This is a genomic window from Mesorhizobium sp. WSM4849, assembly GCF_055811385.1.
Genome location: NZ_JBVVPW010000007.1, coordinates 138,771 through 159,954, shown reverse-complemented (window position 1 = coordinate 159,954; position 21,184 = coordinate 138,771). Strand labels below are relative to the sequence as shown.

21 protein-coding genes are annotated in these 21,184 nt (G+C 58.9%); 11 read left to right on the top strand and 10 right to left on the bottom strand.

The genetic code is table 11. The features are described 5' to 3' along the window. Positions 1-50: 50 nt before the first annotated feature. Complete coding sequence (locus AC0L3L_RS09850; RefSeq protein WP_473489113.1) at positions 51-266, bottom strand: KTSC domain-containing protein; 216 nt, start codon at positions 264-266, stop codon at positions 51-53. Between the two features lie 142 nt (positions 267-408). On the opposite strand from AC0L3L_RS09850, the gene AC0L3L_RS09845 reads away from it, so the two are divergent. From AC0L3L_RS09845 to AC0L3L_RS09830, 4 genes are all read left to right on the top strand, one after another. Further along, on the top strand, positions 409-1,041 hold the full coding sequence (locus AC0L3L_RS09845; RefSeq protein ID WP_473489112.1) for an alpha-ketoglutarate-dependent dioxygenase AlkB: 633 nt from the start codon (positions 409-411) through the stop codon (positions 1,039-1,041). Continuing rightward, entirely contained in the window at positions 1,038-1,475 is a 438-nt protein-coding gene (locus tag AC0L3L_RS09840; protein ID WP_473637414.1) for a GFA family protein, read from the top strand. Before AC0L3L_RS09845 ends, AC0L3L_RS09840 begins: the two co-directional genes overlap by 4 nt. Positions 1,476-1,570: 95 nt before the next feature. Then, entirely contained in the window at positions 1,571-2,269 is a 699-nt protein-coding gene (locus AC0L3L_RS09835; protein ID WP_473637413.1) for an MgtC/SapB family protein, read from the top strand. A gap of 142 nt (positions 2,270-2,411) precedes the next feature. After that, the gene (locus tag AC0L3L_RS09830; protein ID WP_473637412.1) at positions 2,412-3,686 is read left to right on the top strand and encodes a DUF763 domain-containing protein; all 1,275 of its coding nucleotides are present in this window, start codon (positions 2,412-2,414) and stop codon (positions 3,684-3,686) included. Between the two features lie 48 nt (positions 3,687-3,734). Here the strand turns inward: AC0L3L_RS09830 and AC0L3L_RS09825 are convergent, their stop codons facing one another. Both AC0L3L_RS09825 and AC0L3L_RS09820 read right to left on the bottom strand, forming a co-directional pair. Continuing rightward, positions 3,735-4,178, bottom strand: coding sequence for a PPC domain-containing DNA-binding protein (locus AC0L3L_RS09825; RefSeq protein WP_123149561.1), 444 nt, complete (start codon positions 4,176-4,178; stop codon positions 3,735-3,737). Between the two features lie 101 nt (positions 4,179-4,279). Then, positions 4,280-5,251 carry an SDR family oxidoreductase gene (locus AC0L3L_RS09820; protein ID WP_123149547.1) on the bottom strand — a complete coding sequence of 324 codons (972 nt, stop codon included), beginning with the start codon at positions 5,249-5,251 and terminating at the stop codon, positions 4,280-4,282. A gap of 323 nt (positions 5,252-5,574) precedes the next feature. Between AC0L3L_RS09820 and AC0L3L_RS09815 the strand changes: the two genes are divergently transcribed. Beyond that, the gene (locus tag AC0L3L_RS09815; RefSeq protein ID WP_473637411.1) at positions 5,575-7,107 is read left to right on the top strand and encodes an FAD-dependent oxidoreductase; all 1,533 of its coding nucleotides are present in this window, start codon (positions 5,575-5,577) and stop codon (positions 7,105-7,107) included. 37 nt (positions 7,108-7,144) lie between these two features. On the opposite strand, the gene AC0L3L_RS09810 is transcribed toward AC0L3L_RS09815, so the two are convergent. The 3 genes from AC0L3L_RS09810 to AC0L3L_RS09800 all read right to left on the bottom strand — a co-directional run bounded on the left by AC0L3L_RS09810 (position 7,145) and on the right by AC0L3L_RS09800 (position 8,802). Further along, positions 7,145-7,915 carry a TIGR01458 family HAD-type hydrolase gene (locus AC0L3L_RS09810; protein WP_473637410.1) on the bottom strand — a complete coding sequence of 257 codons (771 nt, stop codon included), beginning with the start codon at positions 7,913-7,915 and terminating at the stop codon, positions 7,145-7,147. 102 nt (positions 7,916-8,017) lie between these two features. Beyond that, the gene (locus tag AC0L3L_RS09805) at positions 8,018-8,278 is read right to left on the bottom strand and encodes a hypothetical protein (RefSeq protein WP_473637409.1); all 261 of its coding nucleotides are present in this window, start codon (positions 8,276-8,278) and stop codon (positions 8,018-8,020) included. A gap of 131 nt (positions 8,279-8,409) precedes the next feature. Next, positions 8,410-8,802: a hypothetical protein gene (locus AC0L3L_RS09800; protein ID WP_473637408.1), complete on the bottom strand. Its 393-nt coding sequence runs from the start codon at positions 8,800-8,802 to the stop codon at positions 8,410-8,412. A gap of 247 nt (positions 8,803-9,049) precedes the next feature. Here AC0L3L_RS09800 and AC0L3L_RS09795 point away from each other — a divergent pair, with 247 nt between their 5' ends. The 5 genes from AC0L3L_RS09795 (at position 9,050) to AC0L3L_RS09775 (ending at position 16,349) form a co-directional block, all read left to right on the top strand. Further along, on the top strand, positions 9,050-10,258 hold the full coding sequence (locus AC0L3L_RS09795) for an acyltransferase family protein (RefSeq protein WP_473637407.1): 1,209 nt from the start codon (positions 9,050-9,052) through the stop codon (positions 10,256-10,258). 1,054 nt (positions 10,259-11,312) lie between these two features. Continuing rightward, the gene (locus AC0L3L_RS09790; RefSeq protein WP_473637406.1) at positions 11,313-12,008 is read left to right on the top strand and encodes a Crp/Fnr family transcriptional regulator; all 696 of its coding nucleotides are present in this window, start codon (positions 11,313-11,315) and stop codon (positions 12,006-12,008) included. A 411-nt stretch (positions 12,009-12,419) separates the two neighbouring features. Next, positions 12,420-13,190 (top strand): response regulator transcription factor, encoded by a 771-nt coding sequence (locus AC0L3L_RS09785; protein ID WP_473489101.1) that lies wholly within the window; start codon positions 12,420-12,422, stop codon positions 13,188-13,190. A gap of 110 nt (positions 13,191-13,300) precedes the next feature. Further along, complete coding sequence (locus AC0L3L_RS09780; RefSeq protein ID WP_473637405.1) at positions 13,301-15,184, top strand: GNVR domain-containing protein; 1,884 nt, start codon at positions 13,301-13,303, stop codon at positions 15,182-15,184. 502 nt (positions 15,185-15,686) lie between these two features. After that, on the top strand, positions 15,687-16,349 hold the full coding sequence (locus AC0L3L_RS09775; RefSeq protein ID WP_473637404.1) for a sugar transferase: 663 nt from the start codon (positions 15,687-15,689) through the stop codon (positions 16,347-16,349). Positions 16,350-16,421: 72 nt separating this feature from the next. On the opposite strand, the gene AC0L3L_RS09770 is transcribed toward AC0L3L_RS09775, so the two are convergent. After that, positions 16,422-16,661, bottom strand: coding sequence for a hypothetical protein (locus AC0L3L_RS09770; RefSeq protein WP_473637403.1), 240 nt, complete (start codon positions 16,659-16,661; stop codon positions 16,422-16,424). Positions 16,662-16,814: 153 nt separating this feature from the next. Between AC0L3L_RS09770 and AC0L3L_RS09765 the strand changes: the two genes are divergently transcribed. Then, positions 16,815-18,293, top strand: coding sequence for a hypothetical protein (locus tag AC0L3L_RS09765; RefSeq protein ID WP_473637402.1), 1,479 nt, complete (start codon positions 16,815-16,817; stop codon positions 18,291-18,293). Between the two features lie 172 nt (positions 18,294-18,465). Here AC0L3L_RS09765 and AC0L3L_RS09760 read toward each other — a convergent pair whose 3' ends face one another. From AC0L3L_RS09760 to AC0L3L_RS09750, 3 genes are all read right to left on the bottom strand, one after another. After that, positions 18,466-18,636, bottom strand: a complete 171-nt coding sequence (locus AC0L3L_RS09760; RefSeq protein WP_473637401.1) for a TylF/MycF/NovP-related O-methyltransferase — start codon at positions 18,634-18,636, stop codon at positions 18,466-18,468. A 221-nt stretch (positions 18,637-18,857) separates the two neighbouring features. Further along, positions 18,858-20,180, bottom strand: coding sequence for a polysaccharide biosynthesis/export family protein (locus AC0L3L_RS09755; protein ID WP_473637475.1), 1,323 nt, complete (start codon positions 20,178-20,180; stop codon positions 18,858-18,860). Between the two features lie 128 nt (positions 20,181-20,308). Further along, a complete protein-coding gene (locus tag AC0L3L_RS09750) occupies positions 20,309-21,175 on the bottom strand; it encodes a glycosyltransferase family 2 protein (RefSeq protein ID WP_473637400.1) in 867 nt (288 codons plus the stop codon). Positions 21,176-21,184: the final 9 nt, after the last annotated feature.

The following is a 21,184-nucleotide window of genomic DNA, read 5'->3' as shown; positions in this document are numbered from 1 at the left end:
GGCGGCGCGTGGATTTGTTCCTTTGGCGGACGACAGGAGTACCCCGGGTCTCACCCCGACCGGCTCTGCTCGACCAAATGGTACTTATACCGATCTCGAATGAACGCGTTGAAGAACCGGCCTTTTGACGAGGTTTTGCGGAATGCAGCGTAGGTCTGCGGCGGCACGTCGTCGTAATCGTAGCGATTTCCGCTTGGGACAAACCATACGGAGAGGGTCCTCGTCGCCGGATCGTAATTCATGCTTTGAATCGCAGTTGAAGGCATTTCCCAGCACTCGACGCGTCTGGGCAATAACCCACCCCGGCAAGCCAGGTTCCGTCTCGCCCGAGATATGGAGGCGGTGACCCGGCCGGCTCGGCGCCTCCAAGACCTTGCCTCCGCCGGCCGGCTTCACCAATTAGGGTTGATGCCATCGCTCAAAACCAAACAGCCGGAATTCGCTGGGCAAGGCGACCTGTTTCGTGCGCCCAACGATCTGCCGGAAGGATTTCACTACCAGCCGGAGCTGATCACGGCGGAGGAAGAGGCCGAACTGGTGCGGCAGCTCGAAAGTCTCGCCTTCCAGCCTTTCGACTTTCATGGCCATCTCGCAAACCGGCGCGTCGCCGGTTTTGGCGTGCGCTATGATTTTGACCAACGCAAAGTCGTCGAGGCGCCGGCGATCCCTGCTTTTCTGATGCCGCTCAGAGACAAGGTGGCGGCATTTGCGCGGCTGCCCGCCGATGCTTTCGTGCAGATTTTGATCAACGAGTACCGACCCGGCGCGGGTATCGGCTGGCATCGCGACAAGCCGCATTTCGATGCCGTGGCCGGCGTTTCTCTTCTTGCGCCATGCAGCTTTCGGCTCCGCCGGAAGAACGGCGCTGGATGGGATCGCGAGACCATCATCCTCGAGCCAAGGTCGGCTTACCTGATGACGGGACCGGCGCGCACCGAATGGGAGCACAGCATCCCGCCAGTTGTCGAGCACCGCTATTCGATTACCCTGCGGACCCTGCGGCCGAAACGGCCGCTTCGGTCAGAAGTGGTGGTTCGATGACCAGGATCGAGACCGGCTCCTGTTTTTGCGGTTCGATAACGGCTAAGATGGATGGTGACCCGTTCTGGATTTGCTCCGACCATGATGACGATTGCCGCAAGGCCATAGGGAGCCCGCTGGCCGTCTGGGTCGGCTATCGACCGGCCCAATTCAGACTGCTGACCGGCACGCCGAAAACGTTCTCAAGGACCCGAGGTGTGCTCCGCACCTTCTGCGCCGATTGCGGGACATCCATAGCCTATCTCGACCGAGGGCTTCCGGAAGAACTCTATGTGACGATCGGCTTCTTCGACCACCCCGAACGCTTTGCGCCGCAGGCCCATGCCTGTTGGGATGTGAAGCTGCCTTGGGTGGAATTTCGTGACGATCTGCCGCGTGTGGGAAGATATTCAAGACGGCGCGATCCGGCAGTCGGAAATCCAGCCGATCGGTAACCGGCAAAACGCCGCCGATGGAACCCGAATGGCCCTAGCCGAATTGAATTGCGATCAGTTCGTAATCCAAACACCAGCGGCGATCAGGGTTTACGATGTCTCTTATCCCGGCCTACGAAGACATCGCGGCACGCCTGCTTCTGACCGTGCTCGCCGGTTCATTGATTGGCCTCGACCGGGAGGCGCGCGGACAGGCGGCCGGCCTCAGGACAACCATCCTGGTCGGGCTGGCCGCCGCGATCGCAATGACACAGGCCACCATTCTGCTGGAGGTTGGCGGTAAAGCTCCGAATTCGTTCGTCAGAATGGACGTTCTGCGCTTTCCCTTGGGCGTGTTGACGGGCGTCGGCTTCATCGGCGGCGGCGCCATTCTTCGCCGGGGCAGTCTTGTCAGCGGTGTCACCACAGCAGCCACGTTGTGGATGATGACGATGATCGGATTGGCTTTCGGGGGTGGCCAATACGCCTTGGGCGCAGCCGGGACGGCGCTGACGCTGGTCATTCTGCTCGTGTTGAAATGGGTCGATCTGGTGATACCGCGCGAACACCACGCCGTGTTGGCGCTCACCTGGAAGGCGGCGGATCATGACGACCTCGACGCGATCATCGGGCCCTCCGGTTATCGAGCGCGCCTGGTTGGAATGGAGCGGCGCCCAGATCGCGACAGCCCCGTGGTGTCGTTCGACATCAGCTGGAGGCGGTCTGACAAGGGACCGCCGCCGACGGATTTATTGACACTGGTAGGTGAGCATTGCGAAATCGAGAAGTTTAATCTCGTCAGCGAATCTGTGTGATAACCGCTACACTGATTGCCAAGCGGGCCGGGCACCAGGCCGGCGGCATCGGCAGCTCGAAACTGGCATCATCGCTTCTTCACTCCGCTTTCGGTACCTATCTGTTGAGCGCAAGGCATAGATCGGGAACAGGCAGCAAGATTTGGCACAACGATCGGGAAGCGCAGACCTTCCACTTCATGGCGGACGCGTGCCGAAATGGCTCGGCGACCGCATGACGCGCCTTGGCGCGGTCATGTGCGAGGCGATCATTCACCATTACGGTCGCGAGGAGCTGCTGCGCCGGTTGGCGCATCCCTTCTGGTTCCAGTCGTTTGGCGCCGTCATGGGAATGGACTGGCATTCCTCCGGCATCACGACCAGCGTCATCGGCGCGTTGAAACGTGGTTTGGCTCCGCTCTCCGGCGAACTCGGTATTCACGTGTGCGGCGGCCGCGGCGCGCATTCGCGCAAGACCCCGCACGAGCTCGCCGCCATCGGCGAGCGCGTCGGCTTCGACGGAACAGGCCTGGCAACTGCCAGCCGGCTCGTCGCCAAGGTTGACAGCGCCGCCGTTCAGGACGGCTTCGATCTTTATCTGCATGGCTTCATCGTGACCGATGATGGCGACTGGGTCGTGGTGCAGCAGGGCATGAACGGCGACAGCAAGGTGGCGCGCCGTTATCATTGGCTGTCCGAAGGCCTGAAGAGTTTCGTCGACCAGCCGCATGCCGCCATCGAGGGCGCCAACCAGGGCGAGATCGTCAACCTGACCGACCGCCGCGCCGATGCCTCACGCAAGGGGCAGCTGGAGCTGCTGCAGGACCTCGGACCGGATCGCATCCTGAGGGAATTCGCCGCGCTCGAGCGCGACGTGACTACAGAACCGGAGCCCGAGCAGCCGGTGCTGCCGCACCTGGTCATGCCGGCGCACCACGACGTTCGCGAAAGCGATGTCGTCATGCGCCGTCTTCATGGCAACATGGCTGCGGCTGCCGAGCGTGGCCCCGCCGATTTCTCCGAGCTTCTCCTGGTCCCCGGCGTCGGTGCGCGCACGGTGCGGGCGCTGGCGCTGGTGGCCGAGGTTCTGCATGGCGCGCCATGCCGTTTTTCCGATCCCGGCCGCTTCTCGCTGGCGCATGGCGGCAAGGACAGGCATCCATTCCCGGTGCCGCTGAAGGTCTATGACGAGACGATCGGCGTGCTGAAGTCGGCCGTCCACAAAGCCAGGCTCGGGCGCGACGAAGAAATCGGCGCCTTGAAGCGGCTCGACGACCAGTCACGGCAGGTCGAACGCTATGTCACAGGTCCCAGCTTGAAAGAAATTGTCGCCGGAGAGTTCGATCAGTCGCATCTGCTCGGCGGTCGCAGCGTGTTCGGCTGGGAGGCCGCACCCGAGGCCCCCGCGGACGTCGAACAAATCAAGCAAAAGGGATAATCGGCCCGGAACGCAATTCAGCGGACCTGTCTCGATCCGCGTTCGGCTTCAGGCATCCAGATCGATCAAGGCGATGCCGAGTTCCGGCCGCTTCCTGCGGCGCAGGTGGCCAGGCGCTTCCACCAATGTGACTTCGAGTGTCGGCCGAACAATGCCTTCGAGCAGATGTCCGCCCCGCGTCGTGCCATCGCGCAACCCGAGCACCGCGTGGATATGAAGGCTGGGCTTGCCGTCGTCGCCGATCGCGACATCGCCGATAGCGCTGAGCACCTCACACTGTTCGCGGACTGGGATTTTGCGAAAGGTCTTTTGCCCAAAGTCGAACCAGCCGACGGTCGCCGTTTCGAAGGCGCCGAGCGCAGTCAGCGAGGCGCCGCCAATGTCCTGCTCGACCGCGAACGAGGTAAGCGCCGCGAACGCTTCCTCGCCAGGATCAAGCACCACCACAAACGTCCGTTGTCCGGCGCTTTCGGCGACGAGTTGCGATTTCATGATTTCACTCCAGACGCCATCTCGGCTTTTGCGTTGTCGTCTGTTCCGTCGATGGGGTTTGGCGGCGCTAATTGTGTCGCGCCACCAAATCGGAAATGTAACTAGTAGCCGCCGATGATCGGCAATATCTCGCCGGTGATGTAGCTCGAGCAGTGCGGCGAGGCGAGGAACACATAGGCCGGCGCGATCTCCTCCGGTTGTGCAGGCCGTTTCATTGGCGTGTCCGCGCCAAATTTCGAAACGTCACCGGCTTGCTTGTCCGACGGGTTGAGCGGCGTCCACACCGGGCCCGGCGCCACGCAGTTCACCCGAATTCCCTTTTCGATGAGGTTGCCGGAGAGCGCGCGCGTGAAGGCATGAATGCCGCCCTTGGTCATCGAATAATCGACCAGCTGCCTCGAGCCCTCGATGCCGGTTACGGAGCCGCTGTTGATGATCGCCGAACCGGGCTTCATATGCGGCACGGCCTCCTGCGTCATGTGGAAGTAGCCGTAAAGGTTGGTCTTCAGCGTCGTGTCGAAATGCTCTTCGGTCAGCTCGCTGAAGTCGCTGGAATGGACCTGGAAAGCGGCGTTGTTGACCAGCACGTCGATCCGGCCGAATGCCTTCACCACCTCAGCCACAGCCTTGTGGCAGTGGCGGCGTTCGCTGACGTCGGCCTTGACCAGCATGCAGCGCCGGCCCTCGGCTTCGACGGCCTTCTTCGTCTCTTCGGCATCCTTGTCCTCGCAAAGATAGACGATCGCCACATCCGCGCCTTCGCGCGCATAAAGCACGGCGACGGCTCGGCCGATGCCGGAATCGCCGCCGGTGATGACGGCCACTTTGCCATCGAGTTTTTTCGATCCGATATAGAAGGGCGCGTCATAAAGCGGCGCCGGCTCAATCGCCCATTCGTGCCCCGGCTTCGGCTGATGCTGTTCGGGAAAGGGCGGCTCGGGATATTTGCGTGCTCCGGCCTGCATGGCGCCTTGTTGCTTGCCCTTGCCCTTCGATTTGTCCTTGGCATCGATGCCGCGCTGGATATGGCGTTGCTTGGCGGCCTCGCCGGCGATTTCCGATTTCATCTGCATGGCTGCCTCCTTGGCTTGGAGGAAGGACAACGCATGTCCGGCGAAAAAGTTTACGCGACGGCGTCTTTGCTTCAGTCCCGCGATGCGTTCGACAAGCGACGTTGCAGCCGCGGCAACGCGTCCAAAGCGCCAGGAAATCGACGGCGCGTACTGCCCAACCGGCAACGAATGGCGCGGCCGGACGTTTGGGCACCAGCGGTGTCCGAGAACCTGAAGGCGCGCCAGCCCGGCAGAAGGTATTCCGAGGCTGGTGACCTGAAGATTTCCCGCTTCTCGGGCCGTACAGGCGATCTTGTCACTGGATCGCGCCAAGGGAGAGGAAAATGGCTGAAGGTCATACCAAACCAACCGGGCCGGATCTGGTCGAGGGCATCGCGTTATCCGACCTTGCCGATGGCGCAAAGCTCCTCGGCCATTGCGGCGATGAGCAGGTGCTGCTGGTGCGCCGCGGGGCCGAGATCTTCGCCATCGGGGCGACATGCACACACTATGGCGGGCCGCTCGTCGACGGTCTTGTGGTGGGAGACACCGTCCGGTGTCCCTGGCATCACGCGTGCTTCGATTTGCGTACAGGCGAGGCCTTGCGCGTTCCAGCTTTCAGTCCACTCGCTTGCTGGTCGGTGGAACAACGCGATGATTGGATATTCGTGGGCGAGAAGCGCAAACGGACGGCACCCAAGCAGCGCGATGGAGGCTCCGGCCAGGTTCCGGAGAAGATCGTCATTGTCGGTGGCGGCGCGGCCGGTTTCGCGGCGGCAGAAACACTGCGGCGCGAACATTATCAAGGCAGCCTTGTCATGCTCAGCGACGACGAAGCGCCGCCCGTTGATCGGCCCAATCTTTCCAAGGACTACCTCGCCGGCAAAGCATCGGAGGATTGGATTCCGCTGCGCCGAGAAAGCTTCTACTCGAAGAACGATATCGATCTGCGCCTCAATGCGAACGTCGCCAGCATCGATGCACGTTCTGGCGAAGTTGTACTCGCGGACGGGGCCCGGACTGCTTACGACAGGCTGCTGCTTGCGACCGGAGCCGAACCGGTTCGCCTGACCATACCCGGCGCCGACCAACCACATGTTCACACGCTGCGCTCGTTCGCAGATTGCAAGGCGATCATCGAGCGAACCACGACTGCGCGCCGCGCCGTCGTGCTTGGCGCCAGTTTCATTGGCCTGGAGGTTGCCGCGGCGCTGCGCTCGCGCGCGATCGAAGTTCATATCGTGGCACCGGAAAAACGGCCCATGGAACGGATCATGGGTCCGCAAATGGGCGACTTCATCCGCGTCCTCCATGAGGAGAATGGTGTCGTATTCCATCTCGAGGACACCGCGAGCAGCATCGAAGGCAGCAAGGTGAAACTCAGCAGTGGCGATACGTTGGTGGCGGATTTCGTCGTCGCCGGCATCGGCGTGCGACCGCGGACAGGGCTTGCCGAAACGGCGGGGCTCATCCTTGACCGCGGTGTCGTAGTAAACGCCTTTTTGGAGACGAGCGCACCAGGCATCTTCGCGGCCGGCGACATTGCGCGGTGGCCAGATCCTCACAGTGGCGAGAACATTCGGGTCGAGCATTGGGTAGTTGCCGAGAGGCAGGGGCGAACCGCGGCCCTCAACATGCTCGGCCATCGCGAGAAATTCGTCGCCGTGCCGTTCTTCTGGAGCCAGCATTACGATGTTCCCATTAACTACGTCGGCCATGCCGTGCAATGGGACGAGATCGCGATCGATGGAGACATCGTTGCCAAGGATTGCCTGCTCCGCTTCAAGCGCGAAGGGCGCACGCTGGCTGTCGCATCGATCTTCCGCGACATCGAAAGTCTAGGGGCCGAGGTGGAAATGGAGCGCCATATCACCTAGCGAAGCGCTCGCTGTACGGCCGGTTCAGCCCGCGCGATCAGTCTCGGCGCGCAATGATCCAGTCGGTTGCCGCCGCGAGATCGGCGACGGTTGCGGTCGGGCGCGGATCAAACCGTTTCTCATCGCCCTGCCGGTATTTGCCTGTCCGCACCAGCAGCGCGCCCGAAAGTCCGGCGCGCAGGGCGCCAGCTATATCGGCCTCGGCGTCGTCGCCGACCATGATCGCCTGATCTGGCGGACAGTCCATGCTTGCCAGCGCCGACAGAAAGAATTCCGGCGAGGGCTTGCCGAGAACGGTTGCGCGTTTCAGGGAGGCAAATTCCAATGCCGCAACGAATGGCCCTGCATCGAGGCTGAGCTCACCGTCAGCATCCCGAAACGTCCGGTTAGTGGCAAGAGCCAGCAATTCGGCCCCCGCCCTCAGTTCGCGGAACGCGTCATTCAACGCCGCATATGTGAAGGCCTCTCCGGCATCGCCGACGATGACGGCGCGCTTGTCGCGATCCGGCAGGTCGCAAAAATCCGGCGCAAGGCCGGGGTGAACCAACAAGTATGGCGCGCGGCCATTGCGAAGCAGCCATTCGCGTGCAGCGTGCGCCGGCGTGAAAACATCTGCATTGGTAACGGTGAGTCCCATCGCCTCCAGACGTTCGAGAACCCTCTGTTTCGACGAGCGCGTGGTATTGCTTATGAAGCGTATGGCCAAACCGGCCTGACGCAAACGCGCGACGGCGTCGATCCCGCCTGGTATGGCGATCTCGCTATCGTAGATGACGCCTGCGAGGTCCAGCAGTACACCCCTTGTCATCGGTCCAGCATGACCACGAGTCCGCCATGCGTCAAATCCGGAACAAGGCCATTGTTGTTCCTTTTGGATCAGGGCGGGCAGGCGCACTCGATTAACCGACGGTCACCGCCACCATTCGGGGAAGGCCGTGCGGGCGGCTTCGGCCAGCGTCGCGATCTCCCTGTCGGGAACCGTAGGGCCAGAGTCGCGGGCCAAGCGGCGCCCAGCCGCCGCCATCGCTTTGTCGAGGGTGAATTGCACCGCCGCCGGGCGAAGTGCCAACACCCGCATCAGGCTGATGCCGATCTGGAAGGGCAGGCGCGCGGTCGGCCATCGCGGCCACCAGGTCGCTAAGCCGGTCGACTCCGCTAGCGCAGGAGGCACCTCTTCGCGCCGCAATGTGTGTGGACCCGCAGACAACGAGGCCGGACGCGACCCGCAACCGACAACGATCCCTGCCGGGCGGCGGTGAACGGCGACGTTGGGCCCTATCGGAAATCCGCCGGGAGCGATCTTTACAGTTGGCCGCCCAGCCATTCCCGCAAATCGCGGTCTTGCTGACTTTCGGCAATGGGCGGCGAGGGCCGCATCCGGACATACCAGATGGCGGCAAGCACTCCGGCAGCCCACGCGCCGGCGAAAACATTCGCAATGAGGTCGATTGGAACCTCCCAAGCCGGCCAGAACATTAGCACGGCATCATTTAGGGGCGCGACACCAATTAGGAGTAGAGCAGGTGGAGCCGTAGGAGCAGGGGGAGCGTCGCCGCAATCCACCGTCTCAACCAGCTTGCGAGGATGCAGCCAGCCGGCCAAGGCCTGGATGGGGCGCTTGCGAATCGGAACAATCGTCGCGGCCAAGATGGCGATGATCAACAGCCATGCGGCCTTGAAGACGGCGCGTAGCATTCTCAGTCAATAGCAATGATCGGAGGATCGGTCGCAACGCTCAACGTATTAAGGCGCCGAACAATCCATAAGTTATCAAACCTCACCTGGAGAAGGCCAAGCGTAGCAGATCGGTGGATCTGCCGCAGGAAACAGGTCATATCCGACGGTTAATCAATTCGGCTTATGTCCGAATGTAGCAGCAGGTGTACTGACCGTTTCACGATAGTATTCGACCTTGGCCTCTGGCAAGGTTCGGAAACATTATATGGAACGCAATGTCCACTACCTCGTCATGGACTTCTTGCGCATTTTTGCAGCGCTTTTGGTGTTACTGAACCATTTCGCGACATTCGCCTGGAGCAGTGCGTCAGTCGCCGAGGGAAGCGATGTCGCCTTCGGTTTTCTGTCGGCGTTTGCCGGTTTGGGTGCTGTAGGGGTCGAAGTTTTTTTCGTAATTTCCGGGTTTGTCATTGCCATGAGCGCCTCAGGCGAAGGGGGCGCGTCGCACGCGCTGCGTTTCGCGCGCATGCGCGCTACGCGTATATTGCCCGCCTTGTGGCTGTCCGCGCTCGTCAGCCTGGCCGCACGAACTCTTTATGGCGAGGATTTTTCCCGTCTTCTGATGGATTTTTGCAGATCGGTAACGTTGTCTCCTAAGGGCCCTTATATCGACGGGGTCGTATGGTCTCTCGTCGTCGAGGCCGTATTTTACGTCTTGGTGGCCGCGTCAATTTTGTCGAGGTTTCGTTTATCACTCTATGATCTGGCCAAAATAATAGGGTTTTCCAGCTCGGTATACCTTCTTGTTCTCTCCGGGTTGCATTTGCTGCCGTCGTCCTCGTGGTCGGAGGAAGCGATTTTGGTGCTTTCGCGGTTTCCCTTCAAACTGCTTCTGCTGCAGCACGGCGTTTTCTTCGCTACAGGCATGATCTTCTTTCTTGTCAGGAACGGCGGTGATGACCGTAACAAAATGGGGCATGCGGCGAAGACAGTGTTGATATTGTTTTTTGGCAGTATGAGCACGGTGGAGATCTTCATTTCGATTGAACGCGGTTATGAGTACAAGCTCTCAGCAGTGATAATTTGGTTGATATGCATGTACGCAATGGCAGCAGGAATAAAATATGGTGAGTTCTTTAAACATAAACTTTATAGGTACAACGCGCTTGTGAAGTATATTGGAGGAATAAGCTACCCTATATATCTGAATCACTATTCATTTGGCATGATTATGGTATGGTGGTTGTTTTCATTGGGTTTTCCGATGCCCATTGTTTTCGTTCTCTCCATCCTGCTCGTTTTAGGTTTGAGCATGGCCGTTATGTGGTTGGAAAAGAGGATTCAAAACGCCGTCAGGGGACGGTTCCCTAAGCCCGCCGCCAAACGAGATCAAAATGGCGGTTTAGCGTCCCCGATAGGGAATCAGGAAACCCAACGGCTATTGGGTGGTGAGCAGTGGGGACGTAACCGATGAGATGCGGGCCGACTACATCAACAGCCAGGTCCTGCCCGAGTCAGGCGACATTTTCAGCGTGACCTGAACTCAGTCCGCCAAGGGTATACCAATTTGGCGGTGGAGCGTTCACGCTATGGAGCGCAATTAAGGCGGTTGAAGTGCCGCTCGCCCTAAGCGCTGGATTCCATGATGCGCAAAAGCCGATGCGCCCCGGCACTCCAGACATACCCTCTTCCGGGTACGTGGCAGGCGGTCTCTTCGCAGGTGCGAGGTAATCGGGGAGTCATAGCTACCGCGAATGAGGTATACCTTGCCACTGTCGCGGCTGAAACCGGAGACAGTTTGGCTCGAAAGAGGGGCGTCAATCGACCCATTCCGGGTCCTGGAACTGCAGCGAAGGTTACTCATCGAGCCGGAGTAGTTCCGAGCGTCTGAACTAACGCTCTTGTCCGTTGAAACGTCGTCACGGCAAAGAGAAAATCTCGTGCCGGCCCCAGTGGCGAGCCGCTGGTCCTGTGAGGCAGCTGACCTACAGCGGCTTGCAGCGTTGCACTTGAGTGAATCGGGGCTGCTCGAGTTGGAGCATTCCGAGGTGTTACCTGCGAGTGAAATCAGAGGGTTGCATAAAGGAAGTGGCACGTTCCGCCCGATTGAACGACCGGGCGGTTCGCGCCGGACAACGTCAGCGCGACCTCAAGTCAGCAGCGATGCTTGGCTTGCAGTCGGTACGGCGAGCCAGTCACACCGAAGGTCGTAAGCGATCCGTAAGCGTGCGTGTTCGAAAGTTGCACGGTGAGTGGCTGGTGTTACCAAGCGCTTCCGACCGCCGGAGGCCTTGCCATTCGAATGGATGGTGCAGAGAGTCGGTCAAACTTTATGATGAATTTCGGGTCCTACTGCGCTCGATCAGGCGTGATCCTTGCCTTTTTGTGAGAGTGCAGTGCAATATCACCCATTGGTTGTAGCCCGCGCAGGGTACTCAACATGTCAAAGCTGGAGTACGTTTTTGCGTAGGGAGGTTATCTAGGGGCGGATTGGCGGGGTTCGAATGACGTATGCTACAAGCCTTTCATTGAGTGAGAATGAACACCGGCCGACGTCAGTCGCAATCAAAAGCGACGATAAGGCGTATATCAAGGCGCTAGGCTTCGTGCCAAAGCGATATGCGGCGGAAACCGCTATCGTCAATCAGGGCGAGGACGGCGATCGCGTCTTCATAATCGAGTCTGGCTGGGGATGCATTTCCCATGATCTTGCCGGTGGCCAGCGACAGATTTTGGATTTTGCGCTGAAGGGCGACATTGTCCGGCCACAGACGTACTCGGGCACTGCTCTTGAGACATTTGTGGCTCAAACCGACCTTGCGGTGTTAGAAGCCTCGACCAAGACACTTGCTCTTGGCGCAGCGAAGTCGCCCTACATAGCCTCCCTTTTTCTCGAAACTCTCGCGCGCCAGAGAGCGATTGTTGCCCAACACCTAACCAATGTAGGTCGACGCAGCGCCTTGGCGCGTACAGCGCACCTGCTGCTCGAACTGAGAGCGCGATTGGAGCGCGTCGGCGCTGGCAGTCGCACTGCCTATGCTTGCCCTCTCACCCAGTACGACCTCGCGGACGCGCTCGGGCTGACGCCCGTCCATGTCAATCGAAAGCTGCGGGAATTGCGGGAACGCGGGTTTCTGGAGTTCCGCCAAGGTCATGTCCGCGTGCTGGATCGACTGGGCGTAACGAAATTTGCCGAGTTCGATGACAGATATATCGATGGTTGACACTTACATTGGCGCTCGACGCCAAGGCGGCGCGACGCGCGTCAAAGCAACACCGCCATCGGCGAAGCCGGCTGTCCTTTATTTTCGGCGACTACCCGCGCCTGGCAAACAACGCGAGATCCAGATTCCGGTCGGTGTGTTCTCTGATACCCTCCTTCCTAGACCAAATGAATTAGGAAAAGTGAAGGAGTAGAAATTTTTTAGGTTTTGTTAACCTAAATTAGTGAAGGCGCATCTTTTCGGCGATAAACATTATGGACGGGATAGTGCTGGTCCATGGCGGGGCTTGGGAAATCCCACAGTTATAGTGAAGGCGACGCGAACAGAACATCGCTCGTGGGAAATAGTATTTGCCTGAAGTCCATCTCGTACTGGTCTTGAAACGTGGGTAAAAGTTTGGGGAGTAAGTTCATGGTTCCGACAATTCAAATGGATAGCAAATCACCCGGTGCACTGGAATTCGTATCGCGGACGACCGGGAATGGAATACATCTTCATAGACACGGCTTAGCCGAATCCTGCCTGGCTCTGCTGGATGAGCGAGTGCTTGACCGACAATGTCTTGCGCAATGCCTGACCGCCTATGGCATCGGGAAGGAAATCCTGTCGTTCAGTTCGATCGAAGAGTGGCGGCATCAAGAGAATACACTGTCGACGTCGGCTATTCTGCTGAACGTGGGCAGCCGAAAGGTGACAGACGCAAAGACCGGCAGCGAAATCGCCGATCTTGTGAATGAGGCCCACCCGGTTCCAGTGCTGATTTTGGCCGATACCGACGATCTAGAGCAGATTCTGAAGGCGTTGAATTATGGCGCAAAAGCCTATATCCCGTCGTCGATCCGTTTCGAAATCTGTGTTGAAGCCGTAAATCTTGTCCTTGCCGGTGGCACATTTGTCCCTGCAAGCAGTGTGCTTGCCCAGCACAAGGCAATCGACACGGGCGTCGATGTGACAAGGCCCATGGCGAGTGTGTTCACGGAGCGGCAAGAAGAGGTCGTCCAGGCTCTCAGGCGCGGGAAGGCGAACAAGATAATCGCTCACGAGCTCAACCTCCGAGAGAGCACGGTCAAGGTCCATATCCGCAATATCATGAAGAAGCTGAAGGCGACGAACAGGACGGAGGTCGTCTACAAGCTCAATGAGATGTTTCCTGGCGTCCACGTGTTGAGCCGACCGAGCTAAACGGTTTTGTCAGCGGCACGCTGCATGCTCGCAATGGAGTCCATCGGTGGCGATCCTGCTCGACCGTTGCAGTTCGCCGCTCTTTTCGCTGCAAGATATGGATTGAAGCCATGCTAGACCGGCCGTTGGCGGCAATTGCTCACAAGCCATGGCTCGGGGCGGATGCCGCGCAGGACTTTATCAGCCTCGCTGACGTTGTTTCATTTGTTCGGCAGTACCTTTTCTCGATACTGGCGTTCATCGTCGCCGGAATCGTTTGCGCCACGTTTTACTTTGCTACATCGGATCCTATTTATGTCGCGCGAACCCAGATCCTGATCGAACCAAAGATACCCAGAAACCTTCAGCAGCAACCCGCCGAAGTGAATCTGTCGCTCGATACCGCTCAGGTCGAGAGCCAGCTCGCAGTTCTGCGCTCCCAGAAGATCGCGATGATGGTGATCGATGACCTTGGACTCATGGACAATCCAACGTTCAGGGATATGCACGGTCCGAACATCGGCGAGAGGTTTCGCAGGGCTTGGATGAGTGTCGTTGAGGCCGGCGGGCTCAATACCAGCTATGCTGCATTGACCAATTTCTTCCAACGAGTGCTGCCCGGGCCGGATCGAATCCAAACCAATAGTCCGCAGCTGGAATCCGAGCGTCGGCGTAGCGCGGTCGAAATATTCAGCGATGGCCTGGATGTCCAGCGCGTCGGTGTCTCGTATGCAATAGACATTACGTTCCAGTCTCTGGACCCGGCATTGGCGGCACGCATCGCAAACGCCACAGCGGAGGCGTTCGTGCGTGAGCAAGTGCAAACGACAACAAAAGCGGCCGGCGAAGGCATCGCATGGTTGGAAAGGCGGATGCGGGAGGTCGGCGATCAGATGAACAGGGCGACCAGGGTCGCCCAGGAGTTTCGCGCAAAACACGACTACAGCATAGGTCAGGACGAGACGCCCATCGAGGGACAGGGTCTCGCGCCCAGCGAAGAACAGCCAGCACACCAGACAACGCTAGAGCAGTTGGAAGTTACAGCCGACACCTATCGCAAGATGTATGAAAGCCTGCTCGGGGCGTATACGAACTCGGTCGACCAGCAGCCTTATCTGATCGCCAATGCTCGTGTCATTACATCCGCAACGAGCCCAAAGAAAGCAAGTCAGCCGCGCAAGACGCTGATCCTCGCCTTTGGCGCACTTGCCGGAATGGTGGCTGGCATCGGATTTGCCGTGGCGCGGCGCGGCCTCGATCGGAACGTGAGGACTCCGCATCAGATCCGCCGCGAACTGGGCCTGGCCTGTATCGGAGAATTGCCGGTGGTCAGTTTCAGGCGGGGTGGTTTTGGCCGGCTTGACGAGGTGCTCAAGAATCCGGACTCTTCATTCAGCGGCAGCCTCGGGAGCGTCAAGGCGATCATGGGCTTGGCCGGGGCCACCCCTTCAAGACGTCGCATCGGAATCACATCCGTGTCCCCCGGTGATGGAAAGAGCACCGTTGTAAGCAATCTGGCGGCTCTGTGTGGGGTGTCGGGCACCGCGACCCTCGTGATCAACGCCGACCATAGGTCGGCACTGGCCAACGAACTTCTCTTGTCCTCCGATCTCAACGTGATCGATGGGGATTCCGGGAGCCGCAAAGATATCGGCACGCAAATCCAGTTCATTGAAAAGACATCGTTTTATTACCTGAAGAACGATGTGTCGAGTTCGACGAATTTGCTTGTTCCCGATAATATGGAGAAATTACTGAGCGACGTTGGCGCCTACAGTGTCGTCATTGTTGAGCTCCCACCGTTTAGTTCAGGTGCCGAAGGGCTTGCTGTCTGCCCGCTTCTTGATGGCGTGATTGTGGTGGCGCAGTGGGGCGTGACGCCGCTTGATCAACTGGAAGACCTGACGCAGACACTCAAAAACACCAATTCGTCCGTCCTTGGCGTGTTGATGACACGTGTTCGTTCTGTTTCGGCTCATCGTTACCGGAAGCGCGCAGGCCAAGCACCGCGCTGACATACTGTCTTCCTCGCGGCGGTGTCAGTCGAGCGCGAGCCCAGCGGCAAGTCTCGACACCGCCTGTCAATTCGAACACCTGCCTGTCAAAATGAATCTGCGCCCCTGGCAGGGCGATCGATTCCGATATCGTGCCACATTGGACGGAGCAGCCATTCGTCCGTACCCCAGCCTAGCATCTTAGGGGTAGCCCCCGATGCCAATCATCCCCAATCTACCACCTTTTCCCTGCTTGCCGGAGATCATCCGTCGTTGACAAAATGCAAACGAAAACAGCTGAAATCGAGCGCAAGCGAAAATGTCCAACGTGATCGAAAGCAACCTGCGGCACTGCGATGACTTGGCTATTGAAGACTGGGCCATTCTGGTCGGAGCCAGGCCTGCGGCGACATTGCTTCTTCGGCGTGAAAGCGACGCGCCCGCCACATCGAACACGCCAGACCCATCGTCGCCTCAACTCAACGCAAGCCAAGACCATGGCACCGTCTCGCTTGAGCCGGATATGCAAACGGCAAGCATTGAAGACGACGCGCGGGGCGACCGGCGACAGCCTCTCGGCGGTTGGGCCAAGAGGCTGCTGGATCTGATGGTAGCCTCGACAGCGCTCATCCTGGCCAGTCCGATCCTGGTTCTGATCCCGCTTCTGATCAAGGCCACCACAGGCGGTCCGGTGCTGTTCGTTCACCGCCGTATTGGATTCAACGGAAAGGTCTTCGACTGCTACAAGTTCCGCACCATGGTACAGAATGCCGAGGAGGTGCTCGAACGGCATCTGAGCTGCAATCCACAAGCCGCCCAGGAATGGGCAGCCAACCAGAAACTGAAGTGCGATCCGCGTATCCTGTTTTTCGGAAACATGCTTCGCAAATCGAGCCTGGATGAGCTGCCGCAGTTGTTCAACATCTTGCGGGGCGACATGAGTTGCGTCGGTCCGCGTCCTGTCGTTGCCGACGAATTGCAACGCTATGGCGCCGCATCGCATGAATATTTGAAGACGCGGCCAGGACTGACCGGCCTCTGGCAGATAAACGGGAGAAACATGATCGAGTATTCGCATCGCGTATTGCTGGATACGCGGTACGTTCGGACATGGTCTCTACGCCTCGATCTTTCGATCCTGATGCGGACGATACCGGCAATGATGAAGTTTGATCAGACCTCCTGAACTTGGCTATGTCAGGGGGTGCGGCAGAAACGGCCTCAAGCGATTGGCGCCCGCAAGGGATTGCCGCCCACTCTATTGTCGTCTTGGGCGGTGCCGCAGCACGGCAATTGCAAGGCCGACCAGATAGGCAATTTGGGTGACGACAACAAGATAAAACGTCGAGCGGATGGTGCTTTGAACAGTCAGGTGAAGAAAACTGCCTACAGCGATGCTGCCGACGATCACCACCAAGGTCGCCACTATCAGCGCCGGCGCGCGCAGCGTAAGCCCTATTGTCAGGGCAACGCCCGCAACGCCGACAATGGCAAGCAACACGGCGACCTCCTTCCAGGGGCAATTTACGCCGCGCAAGACCAACCCTGTCCCAAGGAAATCAGAGTCGCTCGTTTTTGTGAAGCCAACCATTTAGCTCAGCGGTTCCGGCGGCGCCGTCAGGGTCTGGATCATTGATGGTCGGAGTGTGAAATGCAGGTTTCCCTCGTTGGGGCACTGATTTGCACGGGACTCCTGGCCCTCGTCGTTTATATGCGCTGGTCGCTGATCACTGCACTGATTGCCTCGCTGGCTTTTGGTGCGACGGCAATCGGGACAATAACCTCGCTTGGCGGTTCATCGCCGCTTATCTTTACCGTCTTTGATATGCTCGTGATAGTAGCCGCGCTGGCTCGACGGGGAATCTGGAGAGAAATAGGCGCGGTCTTCGTTCGTATAGGTGCCGCATGGATCGTCTGCGCGCTGATGATCTATGTCTGCATCGGAGCGCTGTTATTTCCGAGGCTCTTTGCAGGGCAGACGAGCGCCTTCGTCGCTTCCCGCACGGGCGGGGGCGTCTACGAAGCGGCCTTGGCGCCGGTATCTGCCAATATCTCTCAGGCGGGTTACTTTATTCTGGGCGGGTTGATCTTCCTGGCGGCCTGTCTGCTGCTGCAGCGCAGCGGCGCGTTAGCGGATATCAGGCGGGGCTTCTTCCTATGGTTCAGCTTGCACGTGCTGATGGGCGTCCTGGATCTGATGGGCAAGGTGCTCGGCGCCGGCGACATCCTCGCCCCGATCCGTACCGCCAGCTACGCCATGCTGACGCAGGTCACGGAAGCTGGGTTTTGGCGGATCGCGGGCGCGTTTTCAGAGGCATCGGCGTTCGGTGGGGCATCGTTGGCAGGGCTGGCGTTCACCTACACCTATTGGCGCAAGACCGGATCCAAATTCGCATTGGGGTTGGGAGCGGCCCTGTTCGTTCTCCTGCTGCTGTCGACATCGTCGACCGCCTATGTCGGTCTTGCAATCGTAAGCGTGCCTGTTGTCTTTTCCATCGTGAAGTCGCTCGCTTCAGGTCGGCTGAGGTCGGCGGAGGCACTGCTTATCACGTTGCTGGCGCCCTTGCTCCTCTCCGCGATGGCCGCCAGTCTGTTCTATCCGCATTTCTTCGATCCGGTCTTGCAGCTTGTCGACAACACGGTAATCAACAAAGTCACATCAGCCTCCGGCCAGGAGCGCAGCTACTGGAACTACAAGAGCCTGCAGTCTTTCTTCGATACAGGTGGACTGGGGGTCGGGTTGGGAAGCTCACGCGCCTCGAGTTGGCCGATAGCTCTGCTTTCCCAGTTGGGGCTATTCGGCACCGCGATGATGGCAGTTCTGTTGACAATGCTGGTGCGGGGGCTGCGAGGTGGCCGCGGGCGCATCGATCCCGAAGTCGACGCGATCGCATCGAGTGTTCGCGCTTGCGCCTTGTCGGCGCTCGTGGCCGGATCCCTGGCAAGCGGCAGCGCCGACCCGGGTATCGTATTCCTGATTCCTCTCGCCGTTGTTCTTGTCAGCCGGCGCTTGCCTGTTGAAGACGACAGTGTTGCTGAGGCTCCTGTAAGGACGCTCCGGCATTCGCGCGATTCCAGCGGACACGTGGTTCAATCGCAGGTCGGCACTGTTCCCGGCCGCGCGACATAGGCTCAGAGCTTTCGGAAGTATCCATGAGCTCCGAAACCCATAGTGCTATCGAATCCACCATACAAAACAAAAGCGCAACCTTTCGGGTTTATCGCTAAGGAAATCGTCGCAGGCCTTCTTCACCCCCGGATAGAGACCGACCGAGTCGAACAATCCAGGATCTGTAAGTCTATCAGACATGCAGCACCGTTTGATAGGCGAGGATACACATACTCCAAGCTGACCTTGACCAAATCAAATCGTATAGGTCACCATCCAGATTCGCAGATGCAATTTCGTCCGGCAACTGTGTGGGAAGTGTATCTTCGAACCACCCCTGGGTGAAGAATAGGCTGCCGGCCATGTCGCTCTTGTGAGCGCTGGCGTGACCGTCTTCGGCACTGGCCTTCGGGAGACCTTCGAAGCTGTCATTCCTGCTTGAATCGTAGTGCTGAAAGTATGCGTTGGAATACGACGGCCGACTTGCCTTCGTGGCATCCCAATTTCACAGACGTCTCCCGGTACGTTGTAGAAAAGCGCTGCCGCGCGCTTCTACCTCATCCTGCTAGCAAAATCCGCCGGGAGCTACGGAATACCTACAGTATCGCCGACGGTTTCTGCTTTGAGTTCTATTCCCGGCGCCTCGTGCCGCTCGGTCGATGTCAAGTCCAGCGCGCCTGTTTCATCCGGAGCCAGTGGTATTTCAATCTTGATCGTGTCTCCCGGCTCCACGACACTCGTCTCGTTAGCTTGTATTTGCGCCGTCGTACCATCCGCCGACGGTCGGAAAATCGTGTAGATCGGCGCAGCCAGATCCGCGTCTGCTCGGCGGGCAAGAAGATTCGGGGCAGATACCGCCGACTCGTACAATAGCCGCCTTGCTGTTTCTGTCTTGCTGTCGAGAGCATCGAGTTCAGCTTGAGTTTGACGCAGGTCGATCGTTATCTCCTTTTTCCGTCCGTCCTCGAGTTCGAGAATTGATATGTCTGTCTTACTGATTTCCTGACGCCCGCGCAGCAGACTGGTTTCCGCCGACAACCTCTCGCTCTGCGCCTGGGCAAGGGCTCGTTCTAGAGAAAATTCCCGCGGCGCCGCCGCAAGACCTTTGACCACAAGCGCCGAGACCGCTGTCAACTCTTTCTGGATCGAGTCGATCTGCTTGTCGAGGAAAACGAGTTGCGCTCCCAGCGAGGCGAGTTCTTTCTGGAGGAACTCACGCAGACCTTGAAGCGCCTTGATCTGAGTGTCCAACCCTTCGCTGCGCGCTTGGAAGATCAAACGCTCCTGCTTCATGAGCATAGCAAAGACGTCGTCGTGAATGCGCGACGTCAACTGGGCTGGAAACTGAATGTCGCTGGCATGCGAGAGTTCCGCCTCGAGTCGTGCCTTGCGAGCGAGGAGATTGGCCTCGTTCAGTCTAAGCAGGTTCACATCCCCTCGACCTTGGATCACCTCGCGCTCGAACCTGGCGTCCCTGTCCTCTCGAGTCCGCAATCCGCCCGCGATGCTCAATGCCTGCAAGACGGTCAGCCCGGGCCGATATGCGAATTCTCCCGACTGCGTCACCTTGCCGACAACATAGAACGGTCGGAACTGGGCGATTTCCACCGCCGTATTCGGTTTTCGCATAAGGCCGACACTTTTCATCAGCTTGTCGCCGATGGAGTTCGCAATCTGGCCGGTGGTGAGGCCGGCGGCCTTGATTTCACCGACCAGCGGTAGCGAAACGGAGCCGTTGGGACCGACCGTGTATTCGTCGTTGAGAGCCTCCCAGCCAAATATCGTGTCGCGCGACGCACGCCATTCGTAGACCTTGATGCGGAGCTTATCCTGCGGGCCGAGCACATAATCTTTGGCGTTTGCGGCCGAAACACCCAACATGCAGGCCAAGGATATCACCGCCGACATCACGACGTGGAGAAAGCGCCAAGCGCCGCGCCGATCGGACAGCTTGCCCAGGCGCCGAACTCGATGATTTGAACGAGCGCCGCTGTTGACGGAAAAGGGCGGTTCCTGGAGCATCTCTTACCTCTGCACTAAATCTTCAGAATATATTCGGGCTCCACCCGGCCCCTTGCGACATGTGAAAGGGCCAGGAGATTGCCACGCAGACGCCCTCGCCGGTCGACATAGGGTTCCGGCCAGAGGCTGCGCGCGAGATTGGCGAGCAGATTTTTGCCCATCAATCTAAGTGCGAACGTCGATGGAACGGTCCCTTTGCGGACGAGGTAGATCGGATTGGCCACCTGGGAATAGCCGAAACGAACGCCGTTTACGCGACCGCTCTTGATGCCGAGATGAACCCCGCGGATCGACTGCAAAAAGACGACCCGCCCTCTGGCTCTCAATTGGCTGGTGAAATCAACGTCTTCCTGCCATCCATAGAGCACGAGCCGCTCATCGAAGCGCAGGCCGCAAATGTGGGCCGCCCTGATCGACATGTTGCATCCATAGGCGCTGAGTCGATCCACGGCGCGCGCTTCAGTCGCAGTGCCGGCTTCGCGAAGCGCCTGGATACCCTCGTCCCACGTGAGCCCTGCAGTCGTCGCACCGTCCTCCAGCACGTTTCCAGTCACCACTGCCCAGTCGGGCTGCTGCTTGAACGCCTTCGATACGCCTTCGAGATAGTCGTCCGCAGGAATGAAATCGTCGTCGAAAAAGGTGATTATGTCGAAACGGTCGCCTGCGACATCGAGCGCGATGTTGCGCTGCGCCGGCAAGCCGGTTTTTCCGAATACGCTCGATACAGGAAACCGGCAAACCGTGGTGCTGGGAATATGGTCGGCGTCGGGGGCCGAGAGTATCACCGCGTCAGGGAGCAGAGTCTGTCGCTCAAGCTGTGCGAGAAGCCGAGCCACTTGTTCCTTGCGACCGAACGTTGCGACGATCACGACCACTTTCATCGACGATCA